The organism is Curtobacterium flaccumfaciens pv. betae (genome assembly GCF_026241855.1).
GTDB lineage: Bacteria > Actinomycetota > Actinomycetes > Actinomycetales > Microbacteriaceae > Curtobacterium > Curtobacterium flaccumfaciens.
On the sequence record NZ_JAPJDC010000001.1, the window covers coordinates 307,058 to 331,196 of the forward strand.

At 72.1% G+C, this 24,139-nt stretch carries 27 protein-coding genes; 20 read left to right on the forward strand and 7 right to left on the reverse strand.

The genetic code is table 11. The annotated features are described in order from the left end of the window. Positions 1-61: 61 nt before the first annotated feature. On the forward strand, positions 62-667 hold the full coding sequence (locus tag ORG17_RS01540; RefSeq protein ID WP_071245872.1) for a helix-turn-helix domain-containing protein: 606 nt from the start codon (positions 62-64) through the stop codon (positions 665-667). A gap of 20 nt (positions 668-687) precedes the next feature. On the opposite strand, the gene ORG17_RS01545 is transcribed toward ORG17_RS01540, so the two are convergent. Then, a complete protein-coding gene (locus tag ORG17_RS01545; protein ID WP_214526850.1) occupies positions 688-1,443 on the reverse strand; it encodes a glycosyltransferase family 2 protein in 756 nt (251 codons plus the stop codon). Between the two features lie 146 nt (positions 1,444-1,589). On the opposite strand from ORG17_RS01545, the gene ORG17_RS01550 reads away from it, so the two are divergent. The 9 genes from ORG17_RS01550 to ORG17_RS01590 all read left to right on the forward strand — a co-directional run bounded on the left by ORG17_RS01550 (position 1,590) and on the right by ORG17_RS01590 (position 8,310). Continuing rightward, positions 1,590-2,417 (forward strand): hypothetical protein, encoded by an 828-nt coding sequence (locus tag ORG17_RS01550; RefSeq protein WP_214526849.1) that lies wholly within the window; start codon positions 1,590-1,592, stop codon positions 2,415-2,417. Then, positions 2,414-2,857: a phage holin family protein gene (locus ORG17_RS01555; protein WP_051597109.1), complete on the forward strand. Its 444-nt coding sequence runs from the start codon at positions 2,414-2,416 to the stop codon at positions 2,855-2,857. Before ORG17_RS01550 ends, ORG17_RS01555 begins: the two co-directional genes overlap by 4 nt. Continuing rightward, the gene (locus ORG17_RS01560; protein WP_027467152.1) at positions 2,854-3,426 is read left to right on the forward strand and encodes a DUF3618 domain-containing protein; all 573 of its coding nucleotides are present in this window, start codon (positions 2,854-2,856) and stop codon (positions 3,424-3,426) included. Before ORG17_RS01555 ends, ORG17_RS01560 begins: the two co-directional genes overlap by 4 nt. A gap of 79 nt (positions 3,427-3,505) precedes the next feature. Then, complete coding sequence (locus tag ORG17_RS01565) at positions 3,506-3,931, forward strand: MarR family winged helix-turn-helix transcriptional regulator (RefSeq protein ID WP_027467151.1); 426 nt, start codon at positions 3,506-3,508, stop codon at positions 3,929-3,931. A 58-nt stretch (positions 3,932-3,989) separates the two neighbouring features. After that, a complete protein-coding gene (locus ORG17_RS01570; RefSeq protein ID WP_214526848.1) occupies positions 3,990-4,631 on the forward strand; it encodes an MBL fold metallo-hydrolase in 642 nt (213 codons plus the stop codon). A 54-nt stretch (positions 4,632-4,685) separates the two neighbouring features. Further along, complete coding sequence (locus ORG17_RS01575) at positions 4,686-5,375, forward strand: HAD family hydrolase (protein ID WP_214526847.1); 690 nt, start codon at positions 4,686-4,688, stop codon at positions 5,373-5,375. A gap of 97 nt (positions 5,376-5,472) precedes the next feature. After that, on the forward strand, positions 5,473-5,955 hold the full coding sequence (locus ORG17_RS01580; RefSeq protein WP_214526846.1) for a GNAT family N-acetyltransferase: 483 nt from the start codon (positions 5,473-5,475) through the stop codon (positions 5,953-5,955). A 52-nt stretch (positions 5,956-6,007) separates the two neighbouring features. Next, positions 6,008-6,628, forward strand: coding sequence for a TetR/AcrR family transcriptional regulator (locus ORG17_RS01585; protein WP_301565377.1), 621 nt, complete (start codon positions 6,008-6,010; stop codon positions 6,626-6,628). Next, positions 6,625-8,310 (forward strand): MDR family MFS transporter, encoded by a 1,686-nt coding sequence (locus ORG17_RS01590; protein WP_111057978.1) that lies wholly within the window; start codon positions 6,625-6,627, stop codon positions 8,308-8,310. Before ORG17_RS01585 ends, ORG17_RS01590 begins: the two co-directional genes overlap by 4 nt. Before the next feature lie 172 nt (positions 8,311-8,482). On the opposite strand, the gene ORG17_RS01595 is transcribed toward ORG17_RS01590, so the two are convergent. Continuing rightward, complete coding sequence (locus ORG17_RS01595) at positions 8,483-9,481, reverse strand: LacI family DNA-binding transcriptional regulator (RefSeq protein WP_301565378.1); 999 nt, start codon at positions 9,479-9,481, stop codon at positions 8,483-8,485. Between the two features lie 162 nt (positions 9,482-9,643). Here ORG17_RS01595 and uriH point away from each other — a divergent pair, with 162 nt between their 5' ends. The 6 genes from uriH to ORG17_RS01625 are packed head-to-tail and all read left to right on the forward strand — an operon-like array spanning position 9,644 to position 15,403. Continuing rightward, a complete protein-coding gene (gene uriH / locus ORG17_RS01600; protein ID WP_214526845.1) occupies positions 9,644-10,675 on the forward strand; it encodes a uridine-preferring nucleoside hydrolase UriH in 1,032 nt (343 codons plus the stop codon). A 6-nt stretch (positions 10,676-10,681) separates the two neighbouring features. Beyond that, positions 10,682-12,112: a uridine transporter UriT gene (gene uriT / locus ORG17_RS01605; RefSeq protein WP_111057977.1), complete on the forward strand. Its 1,431-nt coding sequence runs from the start codon at positions 10,682-10,684 to the stop codon at positions 12,110-12,112. After that, the gene (locus ORG17_RS01610) at positions 12,109-12,969 is read left to right on the forward strand and encodes a ribokinase (protein ID WP_138802401.1); all 861 of its coding nucleotides are present in this window, start codon (positions 12,109-12,111) and stop codon (positions 12,967-12,969) included. The genes uriT and ORG17_RS01610 overlap by 4 nt, the downstream gene beginning before the upstream one ends. 49 nt (positions 12,970-13,018) lie before the next feature. Then, entirely contained in the window at positions 13,019-13,963 is a 945-nt protein-coding gene (locus tag ORG17_RS01615) for a Ppx/GppA family phosphatase (protein WP_111236143.1), read from the forward strand. A gap of 19 nt (positions 13,964-13,982) precedes the next feature. Continuing rightward, positions 13,983-14,693, forward strand: coding sequence for a DUF998 domain-containing protein (locus tag ORG17_RS01620; protein ID WP_214526844.1), 711 nt, complete (start codon positions 13,983-13,985; stop codon positions 14,691-14,693). Beyond that, on the forward strand, positions 14,690-15,403 hold the full coding sequence (locus ORG17_RS01625; RefSeq protein ID WP_214526843.1) for a TetR/AcrR family transcriptional regulator: 714 nt from the start codon (positions 14,690-14,692) through the stop codon (positions 15,401-15,403). The genes ORG17_RS01620 and ORG17_RS01625 overlap by 4 nt, the downstream gene beginning before the upstream one ends. On the opposite strand, the gene ORG17_RS01630 is transcribed toward ORG17_RS01625, so the two are convergent. Further along, complete coding sequence (locus tag ORG17_RS01630; RefSeq protein WP_214526842.1) at positions 15,321-15,932, reverse strand: antibiotic biosynthesis monooxygenase; 612 nt, start codon at positions 15,930-15,932, stop codon at positions 15,321-15,323. The two genes, ORG17_RS01625 and ORG17_RS01630, sit on opposite strands and share 83 nt — an antisense overlap. Before the next feature lie 142 nt (positions 15,933-16,074). Between ORG17_RS01630 and ORG17_RS01635 the strand changes: the two genes are divergently transcribed. Then, positions 16,075-16,887, forward strand: a complete 813-nt coding sequence (locus ORG17_RS01635) for a cupin domain-containing protein (protein ID WP_214526841.1) — start codon at positions 16,075-16,077, stop codon at positions 16,885-16,887. Positions 16,888-16,900: 13 nt separating this feature from the next. On the opposite strand, the gene ku is transcribed toward ORG17_RS01635, so the two are convergent. Continuing rightward, a complete protein-coding gene (gene ku / locus ORG17_RS01640) occupies positions 16,901-17,926 on the reverse strand; it encodes a non-homologous end joining protein Ku (protein WP_214526840.1) in 1,026 nt (341 codons plus the stop codon). A 135-nt stretch (positions 17,927-18,061) separates the two neighbouring features. Between ku and ORG17_RS01645 the strand changes: the two genes are divergently transcribed. From ORG17_RS01645 to ORG17_RS01655, 3 genes are all read left to right on the forward strand, one after another. After that, entirely contained in the window at positions 18,062-18,952 is an 891-nt protein-coding gene (locus tag ORG17_RS01645) for an SDR family oxidoreductase (RefSeq protein ID WP_176708056.1), read from the forward strand. After that, entirely contained in the window at positions 18,949-21,483 is a 2,535-nt protein-coding gene (locus tag ORG17_RS01650; RefSeq protein ID WP_214526839.1) for an ATP-dependent DNA ligase, read from the forward strand. The genes ORG17_RS01645 and ORG17_RS01650 overlap by 4 nt, the downstream gene beginning before the upstream one ends. Positions 21,484-21,641: 158 nt before the next feature. Further along, positions 21,642-21,797, forward strand: a complete 156-nt coding sequence (locus ORG17_RS01655) for a hypothetical protein (protein WP_155896954.1) — start codon at positions 21,642-21,644, stop codon at positions 21,795-21,797. 316 nt (positions 21,798-22,113) lie between these two features. Here ORG17_RS01655 and ORG17_RS01660 read toward each other — a convergent pair whose 3' ends face one another. The 3 genes from ORG17_RS01660 to ORG17_RS01670 all read right to left on the reverse strand — a co-directional run bounded on the left by ORG17_RS01660 (position 22,114) and on the right by ORG17_RS01670 (position 24,112). Then, positions 22,114-22,290, reverse strand: coding sequence for a hypothetical protein (locus ORG17_RS01660; protein WP_155896953.1), 177 nt, complete (start codon positions 22,288-22,290; stop codon positions 22,114-22,116). 10 nt (positions 22,291-22,300) lie between these two features. After that, complete coding sequence (locus tag ORG17_RS01665; RefSeq protein WP_173032297.1) at positions 22,301-23,275, reverse strand: sugar phosphate isomerase/epimerase family protein; 975 nt, start codon at positions 23,273-23,275, stop codon at positions 22,301-22,303. 153 nt (positions 23,276-23,428) lie between these two features. Continuing rightward, a complete protein-coding gene (locus ORG17_RS01670) occupies positions 23,429-24,112 on the reverse strand; it encodes a fumarylacetoacetate hydrolase family protein (protein WP_214526838.1) in 684 nt (227 codons plus the stop codon). Between the last annotated feature and the right edge of the window lie 27 nt (positions 24,113-24,139).

A 24,139-nucleotide genomic window follows, 5' to 3' on the forward strand; every position in this document is an offset into this window, starting at 1 on the left:
ATCATGCGGCCGGTCACGAGTGAACAGCAACGAAGTTTGCTGATGTGGCAACATGGCCCGCATGGCACACAGCACCCCGGGACCGGTCGCGCGCACGACGGCCGACGTCGTCGACGGGGTCGGCCCCCGACTCCGCGCGCTGCGCGCCCACCGCGACGTCACGCTCGCGGCACTGTCCGAGCAGACGGGGATCTCGGTGAGCACCCTGTCGCGGCTCGAGTCCGGCCAGCGGAAGCCCACGCTCGAACTGCTGCTGCCCCTCGCGCGGGCGTACCAGGTGCCCCTCGACGACCTGGTCGGCGCACCGCAGACCGGCGACCCGCGTGTGCACATGAAGCCCGAGGTGCACGGCGGCCGCGTGGTCGTGCCGCTGACGAAGCGGACCGGCGGGGTGCGCTCCTTCAAGCAGCTGTTCCCGCCGAACACCCCGGGTGGGGAGCCGTCGCTCAAGACGCACGAGGGCTACGAGTGGCTCTACGTGCTGTCCGGACGGCTCCGGTTGGTGCTGGGGGAGCACGACCTCGACCTGGGTCCCGGAGAGGTCGCCGAGTTCGACACCCACACCCCGCACTGGATGGGCAACGTGACCGACTCCGTCACCGAGGTGCTGTGCCTGTACGGGCCGCAGGGCGAGCGGGCGCACGTGCGGTCACGACCCGCTCGGTGACCGGCTGACCGAGGCCGTCGTCAGCGGCTGCGCCACCACCGCCGCGACCGCGACCGCGATCGCAGCCGTCGTGCCCACCGGCGCACCGGGTTGGCCCGCCGGCCGTTCACGCGGAACGTGTGGAAGGCGCGTCGCGTCCGCACCCAGACGGACGGGAGGCCCGACAACGGTCGCGCGGACACCTGCACCGTGAGCACGGGGTCGGCCACCACCCGCCAGGCCGGGTCGAGCTGCATGCTCAGGTCGACGTCGTCGTGCACCTCGGCGTCGTCCCGGTGTGCTCGCCCCCCGACCGCGGCCCAGGTCGACCGGCGCATCGCCATGGCGGACCCGAACAACGGTGGGTGTCCGAGCGCACTCCACATCAGCACGAAGTACGGGCCCATGTAGACGGCGTCCCACAGTCGGCGCACCACGGGGCCGCCGTTCCGTGGTCGGCCCGGACCGGTGACCGCGACGACCTCGGGGTCGGCGAGCAGGCGGACGGCGTCGGCGATCCAGGACGGCGGTGGGACGGAGTCGGCATCGAGCCGCACGACGACGTCGCCGGACGCCCGGTCGTAGCCGCGCGCCGAGGCCCGGGCGATCCCGCGCACCGGCTCCGTGACCACGACCGCGCCGGCGTCCCGGGCGATCGCCGCGCTGTCGTCGGTGCTGCCGTTGTCGACCACGACGACCTCGTCGGCCGGCCGGGTCTGGGCCGCGAGGGCGGCGAGGCACCGGCGCAGGTGCACGGCATCGTCCCGCACGGGGATCACGACCGAGACACGGGACACCCGTCGATCCAACCGGCTGTCGCCTGTGCGGATTGCCGAACCGCGTTTCCCGGTGATCCTGGGACAGGCCCAAGAGGGCACGGCGCAGGTTCGTTGCGAAACGCCCCCGGTGCACGCCGGGGACGACGACAACCGGAAGGCCGACCATGACCACGAACCCACCCGGGAACGACTCCGGGACGCCCATCCACGACCGCACCGCAGCCTCCGAGGGGCACGAGGTCGCCCCTGGCGTGACGGTGCCGTCGTACGCCAGCGGTACCCCCGCCGCGCGATCCACCGACCCCGGTGCGCCCCGGACTTACGACCCGTACGGCGACAGCGCCGCCGAGGTGCCGTTCGACGCACCCCTCGACGCCGTCCCGGCCGACGAGCAGCTCCCCGCCGTCCCGTCAGCCGCGTCCGCCGGCATCGTCAGCGGCTCCAGCGGCGCTGGCAGCTCCAGCGGCGATGGCAGCGGCTCCGGCAAGGCCGATGCTGCGAAGGGTGCCGCGCAGGACGTCGCCGGCGATGCCAAGGAGAAGGCCGCAAACGTGGCGGGCACCGCCAAGGAGCAGGCGTCGAAGGTCGCCTCCGAGGCGACCGACCACGCCAAGCAGCTGTACGGCCAGGCGTCCGAGAACCTCAAGCAGCAGGCCGGCGAGCAGCAGCAGCGCGCTGCCGGCGGACTCCGCTCCCTCGGTGAGCAGCTCGGGCGCATGGCTGAGAACGACGACGAGCAGGGTGTGGCCTCGAAGGTCGTCCGCGACCTGTCGGGCCGCGCGACCTCCGCCGCCGGGTTCCTCGAGAACCGCGACCCGGGCTCGCTGCTCGACGAGGTGAAGACCTTCGCCGCGAAGCGCCCCGGCGCCTTCATCGCGATCGCCGCGGGCGCGGGCCTGCTGGCCGGCCGCCTGACCAAAGCGCTCGCGACCGAGGTCAAGCACGAGAAGGAGGCCGGCGACGGCACGACCGGATCGGGGAGTGGCGTATGAGCCAGTCCGTCCCCGGCGCGACACCCCTGGGCGAACCGACGCCCGAGGAGCGCGCTGCGACCACACCGCTCGGTGAGCTGCTGTCCGACGTGTCGCGCGACCTCTCCAGCCTGTTCCGGCAGGAGGTCGCCCTCGCGAAGGCCGAGCTGACCGACTCCGCGAAGAAGGCCGGCAAGGCGGGCGGGATGTTCGGCGGCGCCGGACTCACCGCCGTGTTCGCCCTGCTGTTCCTGTCGATCGCCGCGTGGTGGGGCCTCGGTTACCTGATCGGCAACGCCTGGTCCGCCCTGATCATCGCGGTCGTCTACGCGATCGTCGCCGCGATCCTGGCCGTCCGCGGGCGCAAGGAGATCAAGGAGATCAAGGGCGCCCCGCAGACGGTCGAGACCGCCAAGGAAGTCCCCGAGACACTCAAGCCCAACACCGGGAGGAAGCCATGAGCACCCCAGACGAGATCCGCGCCGACATCGAGCGCACCCGCGGCGAACTCGGCTCCGACGTCGACGCCCTCGCCGACAAGGTCAGCCCGTCGTCCATCGCCCACCGCCAGAGCGAGAAGGTGAAGGGCCGGTTCCAGGACGTCCGCGAGTCCGTGATGGGCGCGGCCCAGTCGGCCCGCTCGAGCGCCTCCGGTTCCGCCTCGGGCGCGACCGGCCAGGCGAAGGACGTCGCGCAGAAGGGCGTCGAGAAGGCGAAGGGCAACCCCCTGGCCGTCGGCCTCATCGCGTTCGGCGCCGGTTGGCTCGTGTCGTCGCTCCTGCCGACGACCGAGAAGGAAGAAGAGCTCGCCGGTGAGCTGAAGGACAAGGCTGCACCGCTCGTCGACGAGGTCAAGGAGCAGGCGAAGGACGTCGGCTCGCAGCTCGGCGACGTGGCGAAGGAGCACGCGCAGGACCTCAAGGGGACCGCGCAGGACGCCGCGCAGGCGGTCAAGGGCGAGGCGCAGGGGGCCGCGTCCGACGTCAAGGACAACGCGCAGGGTGCGGCGGACGACGTCCGCAGCAGCTGAGCGGAACCCCGTGACGGACAGGAGGCGCGGTGCCAGCTGGCACCGCGCCTCCTGTCCGTGACGCGGTAGCGTTCCGGGCATGGACCCGATCGACGAGCTCGCTGCGGAGCTCCGACAGTCCATCGGCCGGGTCGTGCGTGCCGCACGACGCGAGGCGGACGCGCTGCCGGCCACCCACACCACCACCCTCGGGTTCCTGCACCGTGAGGGTCCGATGACGATCGCGGAACTCGCGCGCCGCCGCGGGGTCAAGCACCAGGGGCAGTCCCGCACGGTCGGCGAACTGGCCGAGCTCGGCTACGTCGACCGGACGGCGTCGGACACCGACCGTCGAGCGTCGGTCATCCGGATCACGGACGCCGGCCGGGCCGCACTGCAGCGGGACACGGACGCCCGCACGGACTGGCTGGCCGACGCGATCCGCGAGGAGACCGATGCCGAGGAGCGTGCGCTGCTGCGCCGTCTGCCCGAGCTGTTCGAGCGCGTTGCGCGTCGGGCCGACTGAACGACCCCTCACCTTCCCGGGAGCCCGAGAAGTACAACACGGCTGTACAGTTGTGTGCATGGAGTTGACGAAGTACAACCACGCCACCGTCGTCCTCGAGCAGGACGGCGTCACCCTCGTCATCGACCCCGGGGTGTTCACGCCCGAGGCCGTCGACCTCGTCCGCGGAGCAGCGGGTGTCCTCGTCACGCACGACCACCCCGACCACTTCGACATCGACGCCCTGCGCGCGGGACTCGCCGCCAACCCGGACCTCGTCGTCCGCGGTCCGGAGACCGTCGTCGAGCAGCTCGGCGAACACCACGGCCGGGTCCAAGCGGTGCACGCCGGCGACACGATCACCGTCGGACCGTTCTCCGTCCGGGTCTTCGGCGAGCAGCACGCGGTCATCCACCCCGACATCCCGTCCACCGCGAACGTCGGCTACCTGGTGGACGACGTGGTGTTCCACCCGGGCGACGCGTACCTCGAGCCCGGTGTCCCGGTGCCGACCCTGCTGCTGCCGACGAGCGGGCCGTGGACGAACACCGCCCAGGCCGTCGACTACGTGCGAGCCGTGGCGCCGGAGCGGGCCGTGCAGATCCACGAGGCGATGCTGAGCGACCTCGGCCAGCAGTCCGCCGCGCGGTTCCTCGGGCCTGACGGTCTCGGGCCGGTACCCGTCCTGATCCTGCCGGCGGGGGAGACGATCACCGTCTGACGGACGCGGGCTGCCCCTGGGAGGCGATCCGGGCCTCCCGAGCAGCATGGTGGGATGGCCGACGCACCCACGACAGCAGTCCTCTTCGACATCGACGGCACCCTCGCCGACTCGAACTACGCGCACATCGACGCGTGGTGGCGGGCGTTCCTGGCGGCGGGGGAGTCCGTCGACGCCTGGCGCATCCACCGCGCCATCGGGATGGACTCGGCGAAGCTGCTCGAGACGCTGCTGCCGGACGCGTCCCAGGAGACCCGCGACACCGCGAAGCAGTTCCACACCGCCTACTACGCCGAGCAGATGCCGCGGCTCCGGCTGCTGCCGGGTGCACGCGAACTCCTGCAGGCCGTCGCCGAAGCGGGGCACGCCGTGGTCCTGGCGACCAGTGCGCCCGAGCGCGAACTCGCCCGCCTGCGCGACCTGCTCGACGCGGGCGAGTGGGTCACCGCCGAGACCAGCTCCGAGGACGTCGAGCAGGCGAAGCCGGACCCCGGCATCATCCGGGTCGCGCTCGACAAGGCCGGGGTCTCCGCCGACGACGCCGTGATGGTCGGGGACGCCATGTGGGACGTCGAGTCCGCCGGCAAGGTGGGGGTGCAGTGCGTCGGCGTGATGACCGGCGGCATCGGCGGTGACGAGCTCCGCGGTGCCGGGGCGGCCGAGGTGTACGACGACGCGGCGGCCGTGCTCGCGGCGTTCCGCGCCGGCGAGGGCCCGATCGCGGCACTCGGCCAGCGCGACTGACGGGCGGCGCCGGTCGCGCCTGACGAGCGGCGCCGGTCGCGCCTGACGGGCGCCTCGGTTTCCGCGTCGTCGGTCGCCCGTGCCAGGATCGACGTTCGTGATCACGATCGAACGCGTGTCCTGGGACGACCCCCGCAGCGTGGTGCTCCGCGCCCGGATGGACGACGAGATGCACGAACGCTACGGGTCGGCGAACGCCGGCGAGGACCCTGCTGTCACCGCCGAGCGGGGTCGTGCGCTGAGCGTCGATCCGTCGACCGTCGTCACGTCGATCCTGGCCGTCGACGAGTCCGGCGAACCGGTCGGGCACATCGCCGTCCGGCGTCTGGGTGACGAGGTCGAACTGAAGCGGCTCATCGTGCTCGCCTCGGCGCGCGGCAAGGGTGCGGCCACCGCGCTGCTCGACGAGTGCGAGCGCGTGGGTCGCGAACTCGGCGCCCCGCGGCTCATCCTGCAGACCGGTGACAAGCAGCCCGACGCCGTGGCGCTCTACCGCAAGACCGGCTGGAACCAGATCGCGGTCTACGAGCCCTACGTCGCGACCATGCCCTGGTCGTTCTGCTTCGAGAAGGCTTTGTAGCCCGCCGCCGGCCCGTATTGCACTTTCGGCGGGAGAGTGCAATTCTTGCTCGGTGAGCACCACCGAACGCACCCGCGCGCTGCGCCGACGCATGATCGTCGAGGCACGTCGGGCGACGGTGGAACACGGGCTGCACGGCTTCACGATCGAGCAGCTCTGCGAGACCGTCGGGGTGTCGCGCCGCACGTTCTTCAACCACTTCGGGTCGAAGGACGACGCCGTGCTCGGCATCGAGCTCAACGCCGACGTCGAGGCGATCGACGCCTACGCCGCGGGCGGGATCGTCCCCGGCGAGCTCGACCCCCTCGGCTCGATCGTGGCGCTGGCGATCGACCAGTTCGGCCGGGTCGGGTTCGTCCGTGCCGACGAGGCCATGATGCGTCGGGTCTTCGAGCGGGAGCCAGCACTCGTCGCACGGTTCCTGTCGGCGACCGACGTGCAGCTCGCCCGGATCACCGTGGCCCTGCGGCGACGGTTCGGGTGGGACGACCCCGCCGACCGCCGACCGCGCCTGGTCACCGAGGCCGCGGCAGCGTTGATGAAGGCCACCGCGACCGAGTACTTCGACGACGCGTTCGACGAGGCCACCGGGCCGACGTTCGACGCACTGCTCACCGAGAACCTCCGCCTGCTCAGGGCGGTCACCACGACCGAACGGGAACACACCACATGAGCGCCACCGCGCCGGGCACCACCAAGCGTGCCCGCCCAGGCTCCGACGGCCCGCTGCTCCTGACGCAGCGTCGCATCTGGATCATCTTCTCCGCCCTGATCGCGGGGATGCTGCTCTCCAGCCTCGACCAGACCATCGTCTCCACCGCGATGCCGACGATCGTCGGCGAGCTCGGCGGCGTCGCGCACCAGGCCTGGCTGACGACCGGGTACCTGCTCGCCTCCACCATCGTGATGCCCGTCTACGGCAAGTTCGGCGACGTCCTCGGTCGCCGCAACCTGTTCCTCATCGCGATCGCGCTGTTCACCATCGCGTCGGCCGGGTGCGCGTTCGCCACGGACTTCACGCAGCTCGTGGCGTTCCGCGCCATGCAGGGGCTCGGCGGCGGTGGCCTGATGATCCTGTCGCAGGCGATCATCGCGGACATCGTCCCGGCCTCGCAGCGCGGCAAGTACCTCGGCCCGCTCGGTGCGATCTTCGGCCTGTCCGCCATCGGTGGCCCGCTGCTCGGTGGCTTCTTCGTGGACCACCTCACCTGGAACTGGGCGTTCTACATCAACATCCCGGTCGGCATCGCGGCGTTCTTCGTGGCGTGGTTCGCGCTGACCCTGCCGAACAAGAAGGCGACGAAGCGCATCGACGTCCTCGGCGTGCTGTTCATGTCCGCCGCGACCACGTGCCTGGTGTTCTTCTCGGAGTTCGGCGGCAGCAAGGACCACGGCTGGGACGCTCCCGAGACCTGGGCCTGGTTCGCCGGTCTCGTCGTCTCGGCAGCGCTCCTGGTGTTCGTCGAGTCCCGTGCGCAGGACCCGGTGCTCCCGCTGTCGTTCTTCCGCAACCGCACCTTCCTGCTGGCCACCGGCATCGGCCTCGTGCTCGGCATCGGCATGTTCGCCGCGATCGGCTTCGTCCCGACGTTCCTGCAGATGGCCTCGGGTACCTCGGCGGCGGTCTCCGGTCTGCTGATGCTGCCGATGATGGCCGGCCTGATCGGCACCTCGATCGCCTCGGGTGTCCTGATCACCAAGACCGGGCGCTACCGGATGTTCCCGATCGTCGGCACGGTCCTGGTGGCCATCGCGATGCTCGCGATGACCCAGCTGGCGGCGGACACCCCGATCTGGCTGATCTGCGCGTACCTGTTCGTCTTCGGTGCGGGGCTCGGCCTGATCATGCAGGTGGTCGTCCTCGTCGCGCAGAACGCCGTGCCCGCCGAGCAGGTCGGTACCGCCACGTCGACGAACAACTACTTCCGCGAGGTCGGCGCCTCCCTCGGCACCGCCGTCTTCGGAGCGCTCTTCACCGCGCGGCTCACGACGTCGCTGACGGACGTGTTCCGCGGTGCCGGTGGGTCGGCGACCGATGCGGCGTCCTCGGCGGGGAGCATCGACCCGTCGACCGTCGCGGGCCTGCCGCCTGCGGTGCAGGACGGCATCGTGAACGCCTACGCCGACTCGCTCGCACCGGTGTTCTGGTACCTGCTGCCGTTCATCGCGGTGGCGTTCCTGCTCGCCCTGTTCCTGCCGCAGATCACGCTCTCCGACACGGCCGGCATGGTCGCCCGTGGCGAGGCCGTCGGCGGTGACGAGGCCGACGAGCTCGAGCGCGCGCAGCGTGCTGCGCGTGCGGAGCACGCGGCGGCTCCGGAGGGTTCCGCACCGGGGCGGGACACCGACCGGTAGACGCGACCGACCGACGGACGGGAGGCCCGGTGCCAGCTGGCACCGGGCCTCCCGTCCGTCGTCCGGTCGCGACCACCGCGCGCCGCGGCCGACGTTTCGTGCTGAGCGACACCTCGCGCGTTCCAGCGCACGTGAGCTGTCGCTGAGCGCGTGAGGTCGCGGTGACCCGGCGCTACGCGCCGGTGCTCGCGCGCGGCACGAGCCGCGTCGGCAGGGCCGCGGGCTCGGCGGCCGTGCCGTCGAGCGTCGCGAGGAGCCGCAGTGCCGCCGCGCGACCGAGGTCGGCGCCGGGCAGCGCCACGCTCGTCAGGGCCGGCGCGGTGACCGACGACGACGGCAGGTCGTCGAAGCCCGCGACCGCGAGTGCGCCGGGGACGGCGATGCCGAGCGCGCCGGCGACCCGCAGGACTCCGTAGGCCAGGGTGTCCGCGGCCGCGACGACGGCGGTGACGTCGTCGTCCTGCCAGGCCTCGATGACGTGCTCGGTGGCCGAGGCCGCGGCCTCCACGGTCAGGTCGGCGCGGGCGGTGACCTCGGATACCGTGATGCCGGCCTCCGCACAGGCTTGCTCGAACAGTTCGCGGCGCACGCCGAACGTCGCCGCCCGCGAGGTGCCGTCGAGGTAGCCCACGTGCCGGTGTCCCTGGTCGTGCAGGTGGGCGACGAGGTCGTGCACGCCGGTGGAGAGGTCGTAGTTGACCGCCTCGGGCCCACCGGGGGCGTCGAGCAGCACCACGGGGACGCTCGCCGACATCCGCTCGTCGGCGGCCGGGGCGTCGACCAGGATGCCGGCCGGCCGGAGCCGTTCGAAGCGCCGGACGTCGGCCGCGACCGGCTGTGCACCCCGCTCGGTGACGGAGAGCACGAGCTGGAACCGGTCGCCCAGGGTGTCCCGGACGCCACGGATGACCTCGGCGAAGAACGGGTTCGACAGGTCGGGGGCGATGAACACGACGAGGTCGCCGCTGCCGCGCGCCAACGAGCTGGCGGCGTGGTCGACGACGTAGCCGAGGTCGTCCACGGCGTCGCGGACCCGTGCAGCGATGGGGGCGGAGACCCGCCCGCGGTCCTTACCGTTCACGACGAGGGAGACCGTGGCGATGCTCGTGCCCGCACGCTCGGCCACCATCGCAGCGGTCACACGACGGCTCGGGGCGGCGGGGGAGGGCACTCGTCGATGCTAGCGAGCGCGGTGGTCGAACTTGACGTCAAGCGTTTGACGTGTTTCGATGTCAAACGCTTGACGCGCCGCGTCGCCAGCGCTCTGCCGGCCCGTGGATCCCCACCACGTCGAGCACTCACCTCGATTCCCCGAAGAAGTGGAGCGCCCAGCGTGCCCGATGCGACCCAGCCCGCCGCGAAGATCATCCTCGACTGCGACCCCGGCCACGACGACGCCGTGGCGCTCCTGCTCGCCCATGGCAGCCCGGCCATCGACCTGCTCGCCGTGACCACCGTCGTCGGCAACCAGACCCTGCCGAAGGTCACCCGCAACGCCCTGGCGGTCGCCCGCATCGCCGGCATCACCGGGGTGCCGTTCGCCGCTGGAGCCGCCCGCCCGCTGCTGCGCCAGATCGAGGTCGCACCGGACATCCACGGCGAGAGCGGCCTGGACGGCCCGATGCTCCCCGAGCCGTCGTTCGACCTCGACGAGCGCCACGCCGTCGACCTGATCATCGACACCGTGATGGCCCACGAGCCCGGCACGGTCACCCTCGTGCCGACCGGCGGCCTGACGAACATCGCCCTCGCCGCCCGCAAGGAACCCCGCATCGTCGAGCGCGTCAATCAGGTCGTGCTCATGGGCGGCGGCGTGCACGTCGGCAACTGGAGCCCGGTCGCCGAGTTCAACATCGTCATCGACCCCGAGGCCGCGGCCATCGTGTTCGAGGCCGGCTGGGACGTCGTGATGGTCGGCCTCGACCTGACGCACCAGGCCCTGGCCACCCCCGAGGTCGCCGCGCGCATCGCCGGCGTCGGCACCGCCCCCGCCGCGTTCGTCGGCGAGCTGCTCGACTTCTTCGGCCAGACCTACAAGGACGCCCAGGGCTTCGACGCCCCGCCGGTCCACGACCCCTGCGCCGTCGCGTACGTCATCGACCCCACGATCGTCCGCACCGTGAAGGTCCCGATCCACGTCGAGACCCAGGGCGCGCTGACCCTCGGCATGACCGTCGCCGACTTCCGCGCCCCCGCACCCGAGGACTGCCGCACGAGCGCCGCGATGGAGCTCGACCACGGCCGGTTCTGGGACCTCGTCGTCGACGCCCTCGAGCGCATCGGCGAGACGGCCGACACCGGCTGGACCCCACGTGCCGCCGCCGACGCCGTCGAAGCCGGCATCACCACGACCCCGGAGCGCTGAACCCCCATGACCACCACCTCGACGAAGAAGTCGATCGGCGCCCTCACCGCCGCGCTCCTCGCCGCGTGCATCGCGTTCCAGCTGAACGCGAGCATGCTCAGCCCCGCCCTCGTCACGATGGCGCGCGAGCTGAACACGGACGACGCCACCATCGGCCTGTCGCAGACCCTGTACTTCACGCTCGCGGCGCTGTTCTCGCTGTTCCTGCCGCGGCTGTCCGACATCGTGGGCCGCAAGCGCGTGCTGATCGGCATGCTCGCCGTGATGCTCGTCGGCAGCATCGTCGCCGCGCTCGCGGTGAACGTGCCGATGCTGTTCGCCGGTCGCATCATCCAGGGCGTCACCGGTCCGGTCGTCCCCATCTGCCTGCTCGTCCTGCGCAACGAGATCAGCGACCCGAAGCGCTACGGCGCCGCCCTCGGGCTGCTGACCGCCGTGAACGGCGGCATCGCGGGCGTCGACGCCCTGGCCGGCGGGTGGATCGCGACGAACTTCGGGTTCCGCGGGATCTTCTGGGTCATCGCCGTCGTCACCGTGATCGCCCTGCTCCTGGTCGCGGTCTGGGGCGTCGAGTCGAAGCCCTCGGCCGGCACCCGGATGGACTGGATCGGCGTCGTGCCCCTCGTGGTGAGCGTGGGTGCGCTGCTCACGGCGTTCAACGAGGCCGGCAAGCTCGGCGCGGCGAACCCCGTGCTCGTGGTCGGTGGCGTCGTCGTCGCGCTCGTCGCCTTCGCCGTGTTCTGGGCCGTCGAGTCGCGGGTGCGGGAACCCCTGGTCGAGACCAGGTTCTTGAAGCGCCGTGCGACCTGGGCACTCCTGGCGACGACGTTCCTGACGATGACCGGCGTCTTCGCCGTGGTCAACGGACTCGTCACGAGCCTCGCGCAGAACGGTGACGCCGGCTTCGGGATGGAGCCCGACCTGGCGTCGCTCGTGTTCCTCACCCCGTACGCGCTGGTCGGGTGGATCGTCGGACCCTTCGCCGGGCGCCTCGCCCCGACCATCGGGTACCGCGCCGTCCTGCGCGTCGGGCTGATCGGCAGCATCGTCTCGACCGTCCTGATGGCGTTGGTCGGCGTGCACTCGCTGCCCGTGCTGGTCACCGCGACGGTGCTGATCGGCATCACCTACGCCGGCATCGCGAACATCATCCTGAACGGCCTGGGCATCGTGCTGTCGCCGGAGTCGAACCCCGGGTTCCTGCCGGGCCTGAACGCCGGTGCGTTCAACCTCGGCGCCGGGGTCAGCTTCGCCGTCCTGCCCGCGCTGCAGATCGCGCTCGGCGTCGGCGGTTCCGCGGGCACCGCCGGGTACTCCGGTGGCATGCTGCTCGGGGCCGCGATCACGACCGTCGCGCTCGCGATCTCGTTCCTCATCCCCCGTCCGGAGGGCGCCGAGACCACGTCCGTCGCCCCGCAGAAGGAGACCGTCCGTTGACCGAGAGCATCGTCGTCGTCGGGTCGCTCAACGCGGACCTGGTGGTCCGCACCGCGCGCTTCCCACAGCCCGGTGAGACCCTGCAGGGCTCCGACCTCGCGATCCTGCCCGGCGGCAAGTCCGCCAACCAGGCGGTGGCTGCCGGGAGGCTCGGGGGCACGGTGCGCATGATCGGTGCGGTCGGCGACGACGGGAACGGTGCGCTGCTCCGCGACTCCGTCGCGGCTGCGGGTGTCGACACGACGCACGTCGCGATCCGGGAGGGCGTCGCGACCGGCACCGCCGTCATCACCGTCGACGCCGCAGGCGAGAACACCATCGTGATCTCCGCCGGAGCGAACGGCACGCTGACGCCGGACGACGTGCCGGCCGACGCCTTCGCCGGCGCCGCGGTGCTCGGACTCTGCCTCGAGGTCTCGATCGACGTCGTCCTCGCCGCCGCCCGGGCCGCGCACGCCGCCGGGGTCACGGTGCTCACGAACCTGTCACCGTTCGGCGCCGTGCCGGCCGAGCTCCTCGAACTGACCGACGTGCTGCTGGTGAACGAGCACGAGGCCGCGGCGCTCGGTGACCACGGCGTCGCACGGTCGATCGTCACCCGCGGCGGTGCCGGCTGCGTCGTGCACGACGGGGGTGCCGAGCCGGTGTCGATCGACGCCGTCCGGGTCGAGCCCGTGGACACCACGGGCTGCGGCGACGCCTTCATGGGTGCGGTGGCGCTGCGTCTGGCCGCGGGGGACACCCTCGTCGACGCCGCTCGGTTCGCGGTGGGGGTCGGGGCGTACGCCGCGACCAAGCCGGGCGCACAGGCCTCGTACCCGACCACCGCCGAGCTGGAGGCGTTCCTGCGGGCGTGACCCGCGCCTCCCGGGTCGAACCGTCCCGGTGGCCCGCTAGCGTTGTGGCATGCGCGTGGGAGTCCTCGACATCGGGTCCAACACCGGCCACCTGCTCGTGGTGGACGCCCACGGCGGCGCCGCGCCGCTGCCGGCGTCCTCGTTCAAGCAGCCGCTGCGGCTGGCCGAGCACCTCGACGCCTCGGGCGCGGTGACGCAGCAGGGGATCGACGCCCTGACCACCTTCGTCGCCGACGCCGTCCGCGTCGCCGAGGAACGCGGCTGCGAGGACATGCTCGCGTTCGCCACCTCGGCGGTGCGCGACGCCGGCAACTCCGAGGCCGTGCTCGCCCACGTCGAGTCGTCCACCGGGGTCGAGCTGGCCGTCCTGTCCGGCTCCGACGAGGCCCGGCTGACGTTCCTGGCCGTGCGTCGCTGGTTCGGATGGTCCGCCGGTCGCCTGGCGGTCTTCGACATCGGCGGTGGCTCGCTCGAGATCGCCGGCGGTGCCGACGAGGCACCGGACGTCGCGTGGTCGATGCCGATCGGCGCCGCACGCCTGGCGCGCTCCTACTTCGCCGCCGGCACCCCGACCGAGGACGACGTCCGCCGCATCCGGCACGAGATCCGCGTCGAGATCGCCCGGGACGCCGGACGGCTGCTCCGCTCGGGCCGCCCGGACCGGGCCGTGGCGACGTCGAAGACGTTCCGGTCGATCGCCCGGATCTGCGGGGCCGCGCCGTCCGCCGCCGGACCGCTCGTGCCCCGTGCCCTCGACGGCGACGTGCTGCGGCAGCGCCTGCCGGAGCTGCTCACGATGTCGGTCGACGAGCTCGCGGCGCTGCCGGGCGTCTCGGCGAGCCGCGCACACCAGGTGGTGCCCGGGGCGCTCGTCGCCGAGGCGTGCCTGGACATCTTCGACCTGCCGGCCCTCGAGATCTGCCCGTGGGCGCTGCGCGAGGGCGTCATCCTCGAGCGGCTCGACCAGTTGTCGGTGCTGGGCAACTCACAGTAGTGACCGATATGGTCAGGAGATGACCAAAACGGACACTCGCGGAGCGCTGGTCTCCGGGGCCCTCTGGACGGTGGCGGGGGTCGGCTGGCTCGTCGGCGAAGCGGTCTCGGCGTCGGCGTTCCCCGGCTACGACTACGCGACGAACTACATCTCCGACCTCGGCGTCCCCGACGTCGGTACGTTCCAGGGGCGGTCGATCGACTCACCGCTGCACGTGCTCATGAACACGACGTTCATCGGGCAGGGCGTCCTGTTCGGGATCGCAGCGGTGCTCGCCGTCGTGGTGTTCCGCGCCGCGTCCCGCCGTGCGAGGGTCGCGACCGCGACCCTCGCCGTGGTCCACCTGTTCGGGATGGTCCTGGTCGGCTCGTTCCACGGCAGCCAGACGAGCACCGACGGCGGCACCATCGTGTTCCACGTGCTCGGCGCCGCGGCAGCGATCACGACCGGCAACCTCGTGGCGATCACCGCCGGCATCGGGTCCCGGGCGCTGCGGGCACCGGCGGCCTACCGGATCGCGAGCGTCGCGCTCGGGATCGTCGGCCTCGTCTCCCTCGTGATGCTCGTCGTGGACTCGTCGTCGACGGTGATCGAGGTGCTCCCCGACGGCGTGTGGGAGCGTGCGTCCGTGTACACGATCGTCGCGTGGGAGCTCCTGACCGGGATCGCCCTGCTCGTTGCGGGGACCCGGCGCCTGCGGACGGCACGGGCCTCGGCGGTCGGCGCGTGAGTCGGCCTGCGCGCCGTGCTCGGCCCTCCGCCGAGGAGATCAACGGGGGCGTCCTGGACATCACCGCCGGGTTCATCGCCCGCCGCGGCATCAAGGACACCGCCGTGCAGGCCGTCGCCGACCAGGCCGGCTACTCGAAGGCGGGCATCCTCGCCCGGTTCACGAGCAAGGAGCTGCTCGTCGAGGCCGCGCTCGCGCAGTGCACCGCGCAGACCGAGGCGATCCGGGCAGCCGCTGCCGCCGCCCCCGCGGGGGAGACCCGCGACGCCGCGGCGCTCGTGGGGATCGCCGACCTCGCTCTCGCCCGGCCCGGGTGGGCGGAACTCGCGCTCGCGGCGTTCACGCTCCGGCGCGGGGACGACGTCGGCGTCCGGCTCGAACCGGTCGCAGCGACGCTCCTCGACGTGTTCGGCATCGACATGGCCGACGCCACGGCCACCCCGCTCGACCGGCGGGCACGGGTCTCCGGGGCGTTCGGCGCCATCGTGATGCTCGCGCTGACGTACGAGACCGAGGCCTCTGCGACCGAGGCCCGGCCGCACATGCTGCAGGTCGGATGGGACACCCTCGGCCACGACGGGCCCGTGCCGCTCGGGGGCGTCGGCCAGTCCCGCCCGGGGTCGTCGGCTAGGCCCGCCCGGACCTCGGCGGTGCGAGCAGCCACGGCCGGATCAGCTTCGTCACGAACGGCAGCACCCAGAACGTCATGATCGGCGTGAGCACGACGGTCGTGATGAGCACCCGGGGCAGGATCGCGACGTGCGCGAACGCGGGGACGAGCCAGGCCGTCAGGTACGTGAACGCGAGGTTCACGGGGAAGAAGCCGAGCCAGATGCTCACGGACTGCTTCCACCGCGGGGGAGCGCTCGAGGCCGGGGCGTCCTGCGGGACGTCGAACCACCCCTCGATGCCGGTGCGCTTCTCGACGCGGGACTCCACCACCAGGTCACGGCCCAGGTCGAGCCAGCGCAGCCGGTCGTCGGAGTTCTCCCACGTGGCCAGGGAGTCGTGGTCGGCGAACCGGTAGAGCATGTGCCACTCGCGGGACTGCGCGGTGGAACGCACCCACCCCGAGCCGAGGAAGCCGGGGTAGCGGTTCGCCAGGTTCACCCCGGACTGCACCCAGCGGGTGACCTCGGGGATGCGGTCGGGTTCGACCAGGCGGGTGACGGAGACGGTGACGGGCGGGCCTGCGGTCTCGGATGACGACTGCAGGCTCCCAGGCTCTTGTGGAGTCATCCGACCAGTGTCCCGGACCCGTGTTTCCGGCTCGTGACACGTGCCGCGGTCGTCGGCTGAACGGATCCGCGTCGTCCTTCGACCGCCGTCCCAGGCGAGTGCAAGACGATCATCTGGCGAACGCGCCACCGAGAGGACCCCGATGACCGATCCCGAGCCCACCACCACCCTTATCGCCACCGTCGACGGGCCCGACGGTGGCACGTACGAGGTCCGGCGGCTGACGCTCCCGACGGGTGCGTCGACCGGCTGGCACCGCCATGACGCGCGTCAGACCGGACTGGTGGTGCGCGGCGCGCTGACGCACGTCACCGAAGAGGCGACGCGGGTCGTCGGGCCGGGACAGGCCCTGGTCGAGGAGCCACACGTCGTGCACGACGGTCGCAGCACCGGCACGGAGGACGCCGAACTGCTCTACGTCGCCCACCTCCCGGCAGGCGGAGTGGCGTCGACCCCGGGTGAGGCGCCACCGAGCGAGGGGCCGGTCCGCAGCGCGGTGGTGTCGGTCCCGCTGGGGCGGCCGCGGTTCGTCCACGCCCTGCGCTACACCGCGATGTACGCCCCGAAGCCCTTCGCCGAGGCCCTGCTCGTCTACCGGGACAACGGCACGTACACGATCCTGTCCCCGGGTGAGGACCACCACGGCTGCTACGTCTCGGCGACCGATCCCGCCGAGGGGATGCGGCACGTCGCGTTCATGTCGTGGCCGTCCGCGGACTGGGGCCGGAACGTCGCGTCGCACACCCTGACCTTCGAGGCGGCGAGCGGCGCCTTCACCCAGGAGCTCCGGCTGCCGGGCGACCCGGTGCCGCGGGCACAGCACGGGTACGCGGTGCCCGTCGAGCACCCGGAGCGGATCGACACCGGCGCCGGGTGGACCGCGCTGCGCCAGGAGCACGCCGGGGTGTTCACCACGCTCGAGCGGCTGGCGGGCGGCGGCTCGACCGCGGCCTGACCCCCGCCAGCGGTCAGCTCGCCTGCTTCTTGGCGGCCGGCTTCTTCGCCGGAGCCTTCTTGGCGGCCGGCTTCTTCGCCGCCGACTTCGCGGGGGCCTTCTCGGCCGTGCTCTCCGCGGCCTTCTTGGCTGGGGCCTTCTTCGCCGGCGCCTTCCTGCCGGAGCCGGACGAGCCCGAGCCGGACGTGCCCGAGCCGGAACCCGACGACGAGCGTGCGGTCGACGACGAACGCGACCCCGAGCCTCCTGTCCGCTTCTTGTCGACGGACGCACGCAGGGCGGCCATCAGGTCGAGCACGTCACCGCCCTCGTCGTCGTCGTCCTCGTCGTCCTGGGCGCCGAAGGTCTTCTCGGTGTCGATGTCGTCGCCCGCCTCGAGCTTGGCGTCGATCAGCTGCTGCAGTTCCTCCTGGTAGGAGTCGGTGTAGCGGTCGGGGTCGAAGTCGGTGGACATGCTCTCGACGAGCGAGGACGACATCTTCAGCTCGTTGGCGCTGACCTTCACCGTCGTGTCGAGGGTCTTGAAGTCGGCAGCGCGGACCTCGTCGCCCCAGAGCAGCCCCTGCAGCAGGATGACCTCGTCGTGCACCCGGAGCACCCCGAGCCGGGTCTTCTGCCGCAGGGTGAACTGCACGATCGCCAGGCGGTCGGTCTTCGCCAGGGTCTCGCGCAGCAGCACGTACGCCTTCGGCGAGCGCGAGTCGGGCTCGAGGTAGTAGGTCTTCTCGAACATCATCGGGTCGACCTGCTCGACGGGCACGAACTCGAGCACCTCGACCTCGTGCGACTGCTCCTCGGGGAGCTGCTTGAAGTCGTCCGCCGTGAGCACCACGGTCTTGTCGCCGTCGTCGTAGGCGCGCTGGATGTCGGCGTACTCGACCTCGTGGCCGAACTCGCACACCCGCTTGTACCGGATGCGGCCCTTGTCCTCGTCGTGGACCTGGTGCAGGGACACGTCGTGCGTCTCGGTGGCCGCGTAGACCTTGATGGGCACGTTGACGAGCCCGAACGCGATGGAGCCCTTCCAGATCGACCTCATGCGCACATGATGCCCGCCCGCACGCGTGCGTGCTCGGAGCCGTCGGTTCCTCCACAGGTCCGCCGTCCGGGGGATCGTTCCACGGATGTCCGGTTCGCTGGACCGCCGCGAGGCCGGCGCGAGCACGATGGGCCCATGAGCCAGCTCGACAAGCAGGACCCGCGCGACCAGTTCCCCCGTCCGCCGTTCCCCGCGCAGACCCAGCAGGGGTCCGGGCTGGCGAGTGCGATGGACCCCGCCCCCGACCACGGCGAGACGAGCTACCTGGGCACCGGGCGGATGCGCGGGTACCGGGTGCTCGTCACGGGCGCGGACTCCGGCATCGGGCGCGCTGCGGCGATCGCGATGGCGAAGGAAGGGGCCGACGTCGCCCTGAACGCCCTGCCCGAGGAACGCGAGGACCTCGAACAGGTCCGCGACGTCATCGGTGACCTCGGGCGCAAGGCGGTGCTGCTGCCCGGCGACCTGACCGACGAGGCCTTCTGCGACGTCCTGGTGCAGGACGCCGTCAGCGAGCTCGGCGGCCTGGACGCACTCGTGCTGGTCGCGGGCCACCAGCAGGTGCACGAGGACATCACCGCGCAGAGCACCGAGGACTTCGACCGCACGATGAAGGTCAACCTCTACTCGCTGTTCTGGCTGGTCCGCGCCGCCGTCCCGCACATGGCGCCGGGGAGCTCGATCGTCACGACCAGCTCGGTGTCCGCGTACCAGCCGCAGGACCGCATGATCGACTACGCCGCGACGAAGGCCGCGATCATCACCTACACGAACGGGCTCGCACGGCAGCTCGCGAGCAAGGGCATCCGGGCCAACACGGTGGTGCCCGGGCCGGTGTGGACGCCGCTGCAGCCGATCAGCTACCCGGGCGACGAGATCGCGGCGTACGGCCAGGACACCCCGTTCGGCCGTCCCGCCCAACCCGTCGAGCTCGGTAGCGCCTACGTCTACCTGGCCGGGCCCGAGTCGTCGTACACGTCCGGCACGACCCTGACGGTGGCGGGAGCGACCGGGGTGGCGCTGTGAGTCCCGCCTCGCGCAAGACCGTCGTCCTCGTCGGCGACCGGCGGCTCGCGCTCACGAACACCGACAAGGTGCTCTACCCCGAGACCGGCACCACGAAGGGTCGGGTGATCGAGTACTACGAGCGGGTCGCGCCGTGGATGATCTCGCACGTCAAGGACCGCCCCGTGACCCGCAAGCGCTGGGCCAACGGTGTCGAGGGCAAGGTCTTCTTCGAGAAGAACCTGCCCGACTCGGCCCCCGACTGGGTGCGGCACCACACCATCCACCACTCGGAACACGACAACGAGTACCCGATCGTCGACGACCTGCCGACCCTGGTGTGGATGGCGCAGCAGGCCGCGCTCGAACTGCACGTCCCGCAGTGGCGGTTCGGCCCCCGCGGCGCGGAGCAGAACCCGGATCGGCTCGTCCTCGACCTCGACCCGGGCGAGGGGGTGGGGCTGCCCGAGTGCGTCGAGGTCGCCGTGGCCGCGCGCGAGATCCTGCACGGCATGGGACTCGACCCGTACCCGGTGACGTCCGGCTCCAAGGGCATCCACCTGTACGCGGCCCTGGACGGCAAGGCGACGACGGCGCAGGTCTCCGACGTCGCCCACGAGCTGGCCAAGGCCCTCGAGACGGACCTGCCGGACCTGGTGCTGTCGTCGATGAGCCGTGCGGAGCGGAAGGGCAAGGTCTTCGTCGACTGGTCGCAGAACAACGGCAACAAGACGACCATCGCCCCGTACTCGCTGCGCGGCCGCGAGCGGCCGACGGTCGCGGCACCCCGCACCTGGAAGGAGCTCGAGGAACGCGGGCTCGTGCAGCTCACGTTGGACGAGGTCCTCGAACGCCTGGAGGACCGTGGGGACTTCCTGCACCCGGTCGCCTCCGCCTCGCTGGCCGTCGGGCGCGACGACCACGGTCACTGGGACAGCGACCGGACCGAGCGCGCGAACGACGCCGAGCAGCCCGCACGTGACCGGCTCGCCGCCTACCGGGCGAAGCGGGACGCCTCGAAGACGCCGGAGCCCGTGCCCGAGGGCGCTCCCACCGTGCGGAAGGACGGCACACCGACCTTCGTCATCCAGGAGCACCACGCCACCCGCGACCACTACGACTTCCGGCTCGAGCACGACGGGGTGCTGGTGAGCTGGGCCCTGCCGAAGGGTGAGCCCACCGACCCGGGCAAGAACCACCTGGCGGTGCAGACCGAGGACCATCCGCTCGAGTACGGGGCGTTCGAGGGCACGATCCCGAAGGACGAGTACGGCGGCGGCACGGTCACGATCTGGGACGACGGCACCTACGAGCTCGAGAAGTGGCGCGAGGGGCAGGAGGTCATCGTCACGCTGCACGGTCGGGCCGGTGGCGCTCGCCGCCTCGCGCTGTTGCACACCCGCGGCCGTGGCGGCGGGGACGAGAAGAACTGGCTGATCCACCGCACGAAGGAGCAACCCGAACGGCTGGCGGACGGCGGCGGCTCTGCCGGGCCGGCGGTGGCGCGACGGGCGGACCGGCCGTCGGACGGGCACGACGGTGCACACCGTGCCGGGCAGCAACGGATCAGCGGGGCCGCGGACGCCGAGACCCCGCCGTCGGAGCGCCGGACGATGCAGGCGACCCTGGCCAAGGGCGAGCCGCGGCTGGACCCGGCGGACTGGGCCTTCGAGATGAAGTGGGACGGGGTGCGCGCGCTGGCGACGGTCCGCGACGGGTCGGTGACCCTGCGCAGCCGCAACGACAACGACCTGACGGCCCAGTACCCCGAGCTGCAGGAACTGGGCGAGCGGGCCGGCGTGGACGGCGTGTTCGACGGTGAGATCGTGGCCGTCGACGATCGTGGCCGCCCCTCGTTCCAGCTGCTCCAGAACCGCATGGGCCTGACGAAGGCGCGCGAGGTCCGGAGCGCGCAGGAGACGACGCCCGTGCGGTTCCTGCTGTTCGACGTGCTCGAGGCGGACGGGCACGAGCTCACGCGACTCGGCTACGACGCCCGGCGGCAGGCACTCGAGACGGTCGTGGAACCCGGCGGTGCGGTCGACGTGCCGCCGGCGGTGCAGGGCGACCTCGACGCGGTGCTGGCTGCATCGCGCGAGCAGGGCCTCGAGGGCGTGGTCGCGAAGAAGCGGTCGTCGAAGTACGCCGAGGGCCGACGGTCCGAGGCCTGGCTGAAGCGCAAGCACCACGCCACGCAGGAAGTCGTCGTCGGTGGCTGGAAGCCGGGCAGCGGACGGCGTGCCGGGGGGATCGGCTCGCTGTTGCTCGGGGTGCCCGGCCCCGACGGGCTGGAGTACGTCGGCAAGGTCGGCACCGGGTTCCGTGACCGCGACCTCGACGAGATCGCCGGTGCCCTCGCACCGCTGGAACGGAAGACCCCGCCGTTCGTCGACGTCCCACGACCTGACGCGCGTGATGCGCACTGGGTCACGCCGAAGCGCGTCGGCGAGGTCGAGTTCGCCGAGTGGACCGGCGACGGACGGCTCCGGCAGCCGTCCTGGCGAGGGTGGCGGGTGGACAAGGACCCGGACGACGTCGTGCGGGAGACCTGAGCCGCGCTTCGCCTTCGGGTCCACATGCGTGCGCATGGGGTCCGCCGCTGGCGAACATCCGTCCCCCGTCCGGAGCCCGCGCGGGGGACAGTATCGGAACGGGTGGCCACGATCGGCCATCGGCTGTTACGTTCGCCGGGACGAAGGGGGCTTCGAGGATGAACTCGAGCAAGTACCTGCCGCCCTACACGGCTGCAGAACGCGTCGCGATCACGGGGGACGACCTGTCGCAGCGGTCCGTCGAACCGGGCACCGGCACCACGGAGACCGAGGTCCGGTACGCGGACTTCCTCGCAGACGAGGACGACGACTGACGAAGACGACGACTGACGGGGCAGCCCTGAACGCCTGACCGCTCGACGCGACCGACAGAAGCGAACAGACCCGACGGCCCGCACGCTGGATCAGGGAGCGCACGGGCCGTCGCCGAGGCACGTGACCAGCCGGTTCAGGGAGACCGACCACCAAAGCCCCGCACCGGGCTCGCCGAAGCGACACTCGGTGGGTCCACTGGTGAGACGTGCCGAGTGAGCGTTTCGTCACGCGGGCGCAGAGAAGAATCGCCGGGCGACCTCGATGGTCGCCCGGCGATCTCGTCCGTGCGCGGGATCCTGTCGGATCAGGGCCGGGTCAGGCCGCGGGCGCAGGGCCGTCGGTGGGCACCGCGTGGTCGGCCACGGGTGCGTCCTCTTCGATGAGCTCGTCCTCTTCCGGTTCGACCACCTCGGCCGCGGCGGCCTTGGCCTCGTCGATGGACTCCTGGGAACGGCGGAGCAGGTCGTCGTCGTGTGCTGCCTGATCGGTCATGCCCAGCAACCTACGCGGGCGTCCCTGTGTCGGCGTCCCGGCGACGGGCACCGTGCGTCGGGTCGTGGCGGCCGGTGTGCGGGGGCTCGAAGTCCACCGCTGACGTCGGTGCGGGCGTCGAGGGCATCGCCGGAGCGGCCGGGGCGCCGAACGCATCAGCGGCGTCGAGCACCGCACGGGTGGCGGCGACAGCCGTCCGGAGCGCATCGCGGACGGGCATCGCCCGGTGCGCCGGGGTCCGGACCTCGACGCCCCACGGCTCGGCGAACCCGAGTTCGCGCACGGTCCGGACGAAGCCGGGCAGGTCCCACGCTCCGGCACCGGGCAGGTACCGTGCCGTCCGGGACTCCTCGGCGAGGGTCATCCCGCTCGGGGTGTGCAGCAGTCCGTCACTCAGCTCGACAGCTGCGAGGACCCCCGGTGCGACGCCCTGCCGGATCGACGCGAGGGTGGAACCGCCGCGGAGCGCGTGCATGGCGTCGATGAGCAGGCCGCCGTTCGGGTGGCCGGCAGCGGCGACGAAACGGGAGGCCCGTTCGATCGTGGGCAGGTTCGACCACGGTTCCGGTTCGAGCACGAGCTGCGCTCCGACCGCCTCGGCCTGGTCGGCGAGCACGACCCAGTCGTCGGCCATCGTCGCGGGGGAGGCTCCGGGCAACGAGGTGTCGGCGCGCGCCACCACCTGCCAGGCGCTCAGCGTTGCCGCGGCCTCGAGCACGACCCCGCGGTCGGCGTCCTCGTCCTGGGTGCGGCTCGTGCACGTCCACCAACGGTCCAGCGGTCCGAGCTGGACCCAGACGATGCCGGCGGCGTCGAGCATGCGCCGCAGTTCGGCGAAGCCCGTCGTCGCGCGGACCTCGTGCAGGTCGTCGAGGGACAGCGACAGGCCGGCGAACCCGGCGGCGCCGACGGCGTGCACCCGGTCGCGGACGCTCTCGTCGCCCGCCCACGTCCAGGACGTGGCGAGCAGGTCGTGTTCCAGCACGGTGGTACCTCCGGCAGTCCCGAGGTGTCCGCGTCGCCCCGTCGCGATGCGCCGCCCCGTGTCCGCCGCGGGCCCCACCCGCGACGATGCCCAAGATCTACCCGAGCTGCCTGCGAACGCTCCCAGCCCGTCGACACATCGCCGACACGTGCTTCAGTCGATCCGGGTCCGGACCTCGCCGACGCCGGCGATCGTACCGACGAGCACGGCGCCCCGGTCGAGCACGCCGACACCGTCCGGAGTGCCGGTCATCACGAGGTCGCCGGGCGCGAGCGCCACGGACCGTGACAGGGCCGCGATCGTCTCGGCGACCGACCAGATCTGGTCGGCCAGGTCGCCCGACTGCCGGAGCTCCCCGTCCACCGTCAGCTCGATCGCGCCGCTGGTCGGGTCGACCTCGGCCGCCGGGGTGAGCGCCCCGATCGGCGCCGAGGCGTCGAAGCCCTTGGCCGTGTCCCACGGGCGTCCGAGTCGCTTCGCCTCGGCCTGCAGGTCTCGGCGGGTGAGGTCGATCCCGACGGCGTAGCCCCACACGTGTGCGAGCGCATCCGTGACGGCGATGTCCGTGCCGCCGGTGCCGATGGCGACGACGAGCTCGACCTCGTGCTCCAGTTGCTGCGTCAGCGGCGGGTACGGGGTGTCGCCGCCGTCGACCACGACCGCGTCCGCCGGCTTGGTGAAGAAGAACGGCGGCTCGCGGTCCGGGTCGTGGCCCATCTCGCGGGCGTGCGCGGCGTAGTTCCGGCCGACGCAGAACACACGGCGGACGGGGAAACGCGCGCCCGTCGTCGTGGGCACGGTCGGGAGGCTCGGGGCCGGGATGACGAGTTCGGTCACGTTCACAGCCTGGCAGGCCCGCAGAGC

What these genes read in the sequence shown, in the direction of transcription:
- ORG17_RS01615 (WP_111236143.1), top strand. Translation starts at nt 13,019, where the DNA reads ATGCGCGTGGGAGTCCTCGACATCGGGTCCAACACCGGCCACCTGCTC.
- ORG17_RS01560 (WP_027467152.1), top strand. Translation starts at nt 2,854, where the DNA reads ATGAGCACCCCAGACGAGATCCGCGCCGACATCGAGCGCACCCGCGGC.
- ku (WP_214526840.1), bottom strand. Translation starts at nt 17,926, where the DNA reads ATGAGGTCGATCTGGAAGGGCTCCATCGCGTTCGGGCTCGTCAACGTG.
- ORG17_RS01620 (WP_214526844.1), top strand. Translation starts at nt 13,983, where the DNA reads ATGACCAAAACGGACACTCGCGGAGCGCTGGTCTCCGGGGCCCTCTGG.
- ORG17_RS01635 (WP_214526841.1), top strand. Translation starts at nt 16,075, where the DNA reads ATGACCGATCCCGAGCCCACCACCACCCTTATCGCCACCGTCGACGGG.
- ORG17_RS01630 (WP_214526842.1), bottom strand. Translation starts at nt 15,932, where the DNA reads ATGACTCCACAAGAGCCTGGGAGCCTGCAGTCGTCATCCGAGACCGCA.
- ORG17_RS01655 (WP_155896954.1), top strand. Translation starts at nt 21,642, where the DNA reads ATGAACTCGAGCAAGTACCTGCCGCCCTACACGGCTGCAGAACGCGTC.
- ORG17_RS01575 (WP_214526847.1), top strand. Translation starts at nt 4,686, where the DNA reads ATGGCCGACGCACCCACGACAGCAGTCCTCTTCGACATCGACGGCACC.
- uriT (WP_111057977.1), top strand. Translation starts at nt 10,682, where the DNA reads ATGACCACCACCTCGACGAAGAAGTCGATCGGCGCCCTCACCGCCGCG.
- ORG17_RS01565 (WP_027467151.1), top strand. Translation starts at nt 3,506, where the DNA reads ATGGACCCGATCGACGAGCTCGCTGCGGAGCTCCGACAGTCCATCGGC.
- ORG17_RS01570 (WP_214526848.1), top strand. Translation starts at nt 3,990, where the DNA reads ATGGAGTTGACGAAGTACAACCACGCCACCGTCGTCCTCGAGCAGGAC.
- ORG17_RS01590 (WP_111057978.1), top strand. Translation starts at nt 6,625, where the DNA reads ATGAGCGCCACCGCGCCGGGCACCACCAAGCGTGCCCGCCCAGGCTCC.
- ORG17_RS01550 (WP_214526849.1), top strand. Translation starts at nt 1,590, where the DNA reads ATGACCACGAACCCACCCGGGAACGACTCCGGGACGCCCATCCACGAC.
- ORG17_RS01645 (WP_176708056.1), top strand. Translation starts at nt 18,062, where the DNA reads ATGAGCCAGCTCGACAAGCAGGACCCGCGCGACCAGTTCCCCCGTCCG.
- ORG17_RS01540 (WP_071245872.1), top strand. Translation starts at nt 62, where the DNA reads ATGGCACACAGCACCCCGGGACCGGTCGCGCGCACGACGGCCGACGTC.
- ORG17_RS01660 (WP_155896953.1), bottom strand. Translation starts at nt 22,290, where the DNA reads ATGACCGATCAGGCAGCACACGACGACGACCTGCTCCGCCGTTCCCAG.
- ORG17_RS01555 (WP_051597109.1), top strand. Translation starts at nt 2,414, where the DNA reads ATGAGCCAGTCCGTCCCCGGCGCGACACCCCTGGGCGAACCGACGCCC.